Source organism: Serinicoccus sp. CNJ-927 (genome assembly GCF_001942435.1).
In the GTDB taxonomy this organism is placed as follows: Bacteria; Actinomycetota; Actinomycetes; order Actinomycetales; family Dermatophilaceae; genus Ornithinicoccus; species Ornithinicoccus marinus.
Window position 1 is genome coordinate 1 of the sequence record NZ_MKKF01000036.1, and the last position, 4,786, is coordinate 4,786.

Annotated in this window: 7 protein-coding genes; 3 read left to right on the forward strand and 4 right to left on the reverse strand. The window is 69.2% G+C overall.

Going from position 1 to position 4,786, the window contains the following annotated elements:
• Positions 1-499 precede the first annotated feature (499 nt).
• The gene (locus BJF86_RS11000) at positions 500-850 is read left to right on the forward strand and encodes a hypothetical protein (RefSeq protein ID WP_075818945.1); all 351 of its coding nucleotides are present in this window, start codon (positions 500-502) and stop codon (positions 848-850) included.
• A gap of 53 nt (positions 851-903) precedes the next feature.
• On the opposite strand, the gene BJF86_RS11005 is transcribed toward BJF86_RS11000, so the two are convergent.
• Both BJF86_RS11005 and BJF86_RS11010 read right to left on the reverse strand, forming a co-directional pair.
• Positions 904-1,155 (reverse strand): hypothetical protein, encoded by a 252-nt coding sequence (locus BJF86_RS11005; protein ID WP_075813373.1) that lies wholly within the window; start codon positions 1,153-1,155, stop codon positions 904-906.
• Positions 1,156-1,235: 80 nt separating this feature from the next.
• The gene (locus tag BJF86_RS11010; protein WP_143553813.1) at positions 1,236-1,550 is read right to left on the reverse strand and encodes a hypothetical protein; all 315 of its coding nucleotides are present in this window, start codon (positions 1,548-1,550) and stop codon (positions 1,236-1,238) included.
• Between the two features lie 149 nt (positions 1,551-1,699).
• On the opposite strand from BJF86_RS11010, the gene BJF86_RS11015 reads away from it, so the two are divergent.
• The gene (locus tag BJF86_RS11015; protein WP_075818949.1) at positions 1,700-2,020 is read left to right on the forward strand and encodes a hypothetical protein; all 321 of its coding nucleotides are present in this window, start codon (positions 1,700-1,702) and stop codon (positions 2,018-2,020) included.
• Positions 2,021-2,119: 99 nt separating this feature from the next.
• Here BJF86_RS11015 and BJF86_RS11020 read toward each other — a convergent pair whose 3' ends face one another.
• On the reverse strand, positions 2,120-2,524 hold the full coding sequence (locus tag BJF86_RS11020; protein ID WP_075818951.1) for a hypothetical protein: 405 nt from the start codon (positions 2,522-2,524) through the stop codon (positions 2,120-2,122).
• 205 nt (positions 2,525-2,729) lie between these two features.
• Here BJF86_RS11020 and BJF86_RS11025 point away from each other — a divergent pair, with 205 nt between their 5' ends.
• Positions 2,730-3,140, forward strand: a complete 411-nt coding sequence (locus BJF86_RS11025) for a VOC family protein (RefSeq protein WP_075818952.1) — start codon at positions 2,730-2,732, stop codon at positions 3,138-3,140.
• Here BJF86_RS11025 and BJF86_RS11030 read toward each other — a convergent pair.
• Positions 3,113-4,447 (reverse strand): DUF418 domain-containing protein, encoded by a 1,335-nt coding sequence (locus tag BJF86_RS11030; RefSeq protein ID WP_075818954.1) that lies wholly within the window; start codon positions 4,445-4,447, stop codon positions 3,113-3,115. The two genes, BJF86_RS11025 and BJF86_RS11030, sit on opposite strands and share 28 nt — an antisense overlap.
• Between the last annotated feature and the right edge of the window lie 339 nt (positions 4,448-4,786).

Here is a 4,786-nt window from a genome sequence, read left to right on the forward strand (position 1 = left end):
CACCGAACCCGAGATCGGAGCTGATCACCTACCCGCCCTCACCACCTGAACCCAAACGAGGGATCACAGCGCTACACCACTCCACTGGGCTTGACCCCCGTCGCGTCGTGAAGCAGACGGAACTGGCCGCTTCCTACACACTTTCCGTGAACGGACAACTGGTCCTCGTAGCGGCGCTGGCAGCGATCGGAGGGAGCTGGCTCCGGGGAGGGGCGAGTGCACCCATACCCGACTTGTCGAGCGGCAACTCAGCCTTCCAGTACGTGGGGTCGTTCACCGCCACACTGCCCCCGCGCGGCTTCCTGAGGCGCACGTCGGCGGTGACGGGTCCAGAGGAATGGCTCACCGGCCTCCAGTCCCGGGGAGTCACGGATCTCTCGTTGGTCACCGACCTGCCCACCACAGGTCCACTGCCTTCGCGCCGCCCCGGACTCCCGGACCTGGTCAGTGTCTGCGCACGGCTCGTCGGCGGGGGGGCCTCAGAGCACCACAGGTCGGCGTGACAGAGGCCAGGACGGCGCTACAGGTCGCGCTGCATGACATCGGGGGCTTCGCCCAGCAGTTCGACGAACTCCACAGGTGGGCGTCGTGGTTCACAAAGGCCGAGACCCTCCTCACCGACCCGGCCCCGGCTGCCCCCTACCACCAGGACCTGCTTCCGCCCGATGCCGACCTCGAGCGTCGCCAGCTGGCAGCCGCGGTCGTGCAGGGTTGGGTGTTCGGCGGGATGGGGTCGTGGAACGACGGCGGACCTGCGGATCCCGGGGCGCAGCGAGAGTACGAGCGCGTCGGCGCGCACGTGTACTCCGCTCTGCTCACCGCGCTTCCGGCCGGGACCAACGGTGCGTGACGCCCGCCCTGCCTCGCCCGGAGGTCAGGCAGCGACGAGCAGCAGTCCGTACCTCAGAGCTTCTCGAGCTTGTGGAACGGACTCGGGATGCGCATCGTGCGGGTGCCGAAGTTCACGGTGACCGCCGAGCTCTCCATGCCCACGACACGTCCGAGGCCCAAGGCCTGGTGCGAGACCCGGTCGTCGACCTCGAAATGCTCGATGTCCGGCTCGACTCGCGGCTTGAAGGGGCTGCGGACAAGGTGGCGCCGCTGGGATCCGCACCGGTTCGATGTGATCACCCTCAGTATGCGCTCCAGCGCCATACCAGCCACACCCGCCGCTCACGTGCGTCCAGGGCGCGGGGCCGGGATCGTGCCTACCCTGCCGTGGCAGGCGGAGGGCGTCACCGGCCCGCGGGGCCCTCTTCGGGCTCGCGGATGAGCCGCAGGTGGCGCTGCAGCCAAGGGCGGGCCTCCTCGAGCACCGCGTCCAGGCCGCGCACCGCTGGGTCGGGGTAGAACCCGGAGGTGTCGTTGGCGCGGTAGTAGAGGCCGGCTGGGCGGTCGGCACCGTCGACCTCGTGCCGCCACGGGAGATAGATGACCGTGACCGGTTCGCCCTCGAACTCGACCTCCCGGCTGCGGGGGGCCTCCTGCTCCATGGGGAAACTCAGGATGGTGGCACCCTCGTCCCCGGTCCCTGGGCCCTTCTCCGTCATATCGATCACCGTACCGCTCCGGTGAGGGTCCCGCCGGATGCCGCCGGCCCAGTTGCGGGTGGGGAACCGCATGGCCAGGATAAGCATCCAGGACAACGTGAGTCTGCTGCGAGCACGGCGTAGGACAGGGACGACCAGGGAGGCCGACGATGCGCTGCTACCGGCTCGCGCTCTCGATCGTTGTTCTCGTCTTTGCCACTGCTTGCTCCGAGTCGGAGGGGCAGGACCACGTGCTCGACACCCACTGCGGGATCGACGAGCTCCACGTCGAAGGACAGTGGTACGCACGCGCTCAGGGCCCTCTCGATGACGGCTCCGGGAACCCGCCCGACGGTTGGGACAACCCGGAACAGACGGGCACCCTCACCCGGGTCGACGAGACCACCCTCGTCTTCACCGACGAGGTGGGACACCGAGAGGAGTTCGTCCTCCGTGCGGGGGCGAGCGAAGCGAAGCGGGCCTGCGACTGAGCCAGCATCGCCGTGTGCCGGTCGGTCCTCTCAGGCAGTCAACACCTCTCGCGCGTATGCCCCTTGACCGCTCGTCTGCGGCATCGCCAGCGCGCACGATCAGGCGAGGAAGGACCCACCAGCGAGATCGACGTCGATCTCGAGAAGGACGCCGGTGAACTCCTCTGTCCTGGGGTGCTCAGCCGTCGGAGCCACCTGCCGTCCCACGCCGCAGCGCTCGACCTCCTCGTACCGTGCGCTCGAGGACTCGAAGACCCACGTTCCGTCCCCGGCGGAGTCCTGGACGCACCAGCGGTGCTCGGTCCACATGCGGACCACCAAACCCTTGATCTCGGGCCAGTCAGGCGGAGCGCGGTAGGTGTCGACCGACAGCACCCCGGTCACCACCCCAGGACCAGGGTCCATCTGCTCAGGCCATTCGCAGTAGACCGGGACCGGGCCGATGTCCAGACGATAGGCGTGGTAGCCCAACGACAACCCCTCCCACAGCGGGAGCGGGGTCACGACTGCCTCGTAGGTCGCCTGCAGCTCGGCCGGCGACCCTCGTCATCGTCAAGCACCAACCATTCCGAGAACGAGTCCCCCACGGCCACCCCGTAGCCGCGATCACCCAGCACCCATTCCTCACAGTGCACCCTCAGCCGCATGACGCGACTCTGCCACGTCGGTGGACGTGCCGCCCCCGTCCAGGACCGCTACGGTCCACGACATGGCCGACTACCCGCAGCTGCTGCATACCGTCCTCGACACCCCCGAGGTGCGACAGCTGGCGGAGTTCTACCGCCTCCTTCTCGGTCTGCAGTACCGACCGGGCGACGAACCCTCAGCGGACGGGGACGACGGCGTCGACTGGCTGGTGCTCACCGATGCGCACGGCAACCGCAAGGTGGCCTTCCAGCAGGTCGACCGCCTCGAGCGGACGACGTGGCCGCGGCCCGACGTGCCTATGCAGATGCACCTGGACCTCACGGTCCCCGACCGGGAAACGCTCGAGATACAGCACCGACGGGCGATCGACCTGGGCGCCGAGCTCCTCCTCGACCGCACCGACGACCCGGACGAACCGTTGTACGTCTACGCCGACCCGGCCGGTCACCCGTTCTGCATCTTCGTCGCCTGACAGACGGGTCGGTCAGCGCACCTCGCCGACCGTGGCGACGGAGCGACCTCGGTCGCGTAGGTCACCCGGCGCAGCACCACCTCCGCCGGACCTGGCCGACCGGCGCGGTCCAGCCAGGCGCACCACCCCACCGACGCCAGCCAGATGAGGATCGCGACCGCTGCCGCACCCGCCGACCCGATCCGCCCGCCGAGGCCGAGCCCCCAGGCCGCCATCAGGGGCGCCATGACGACCGACTGCCAGAGGTATGCCGACAGCGAGCGCCGACCCACCGCCGCCAGCGCCCCGGCCACCTGCCCCGGTGCGCCCCTGCCTGAGGACTCGGGCTCGGCCACCCCGGACCGGGACTGCAGGCGCGCGGCGACCAGACCGAAGACCGCGGCATACCCGAGGCCCCCGGCGAACCCAGTGAGCATCTGCACGCCGATGAACATGAAGCTGAGCTCCGGCGTCAGCCAGACGCCGGTGTGCACGAGCATGAGCGGCACACCGCCGAGCCAGCCGACGGGCAGACCGACCAGAGCGGTGCGGCGCAACCGGGGCAGGTGCTCGTTGGGCCGGTCCAGCACGCCCTCCCGCGCCCACAGCCACCCGGTGAGGATCGCGGCCGGCACGCTGAGCGAGAAGACGCTGAACCCGAGGATGAAGGCGTACTCGCCCAGGCGCGACAGGATCGACGCGGCGTAGGACGAGATGCCGTTCGCGTCCGTCGTCGCCGGCATCCACATCGCCGTGTCCCACGACTCCTGCGGCACCGACAGCAGCGCCACGCCTGAGGCCACCGAGAGCGCGGCGAAGACCGCGAGCAGGCCGACCAGCAGGCCACGGACGATCCTGATGGCGCGGGTGCTGCGCCAGAAGAGCAGCGGCACCAGCACCAGCCCGAGGATCCCGTATGGCCCGAGCACGTCGCCGTACCAGAGCAGCGCCGCGTGCAGCACTCCGATGACGACGAGCGCGACGTGCCTGCGCCGTAGCATGGCCCGGAATCCGGCGACCGGGGTGCCGCGGGCCTCCTGGGCGCGGGCGAACTGCACCATCCCGTAGCCGAAGAGCAGCGCGAACATCGGCAGCGCCCGCGCGTCGACGAGCACGATCATCAGCGTCTGCACCACCCGGTCCACCCCCGTCGCGCCGGTCGGGTGGCCGACCGATACACCGTGCGGGGCGCCGTAGAGGAACCACGGGATGTTGGCCAGCACGATGAGCAGCAGCATGAAGCCGCGCGCCAGGTCCGGGGCCAGGGCCCGCCGCGACCCCTGCCGGGCGGTGTTCGCCACCCCCACCGTGTCGGTCCTATCCGTCATGCACGACATCTTGGCAGTGGCGGCGCTGCGCAACCACTGCGTCTAGGAGCTCCCCATGGCGGAGAAGGAACCCGTGGGGACCTTTGGGCTGAACACCACGTCGGGTACCCGACCACCGGCGGTCAGGGATGCATTCAGCAGACCCATTCATGGCACAGTCTCTTGGATCGAATCTCCATCGCCACGACCATGGACCCGATCTTCAGCGGAATTCACCAATCGAATCCCACCAGACCTGATGGTCAAGCCCAGTGGAGTGGTGTAGCGCTGTGATCCCTCGTTTGGGTTCAGGTGGTGAGGGCGGGTAGGTGATCAGCTCCGATCTCGGGTTCGGTGTCG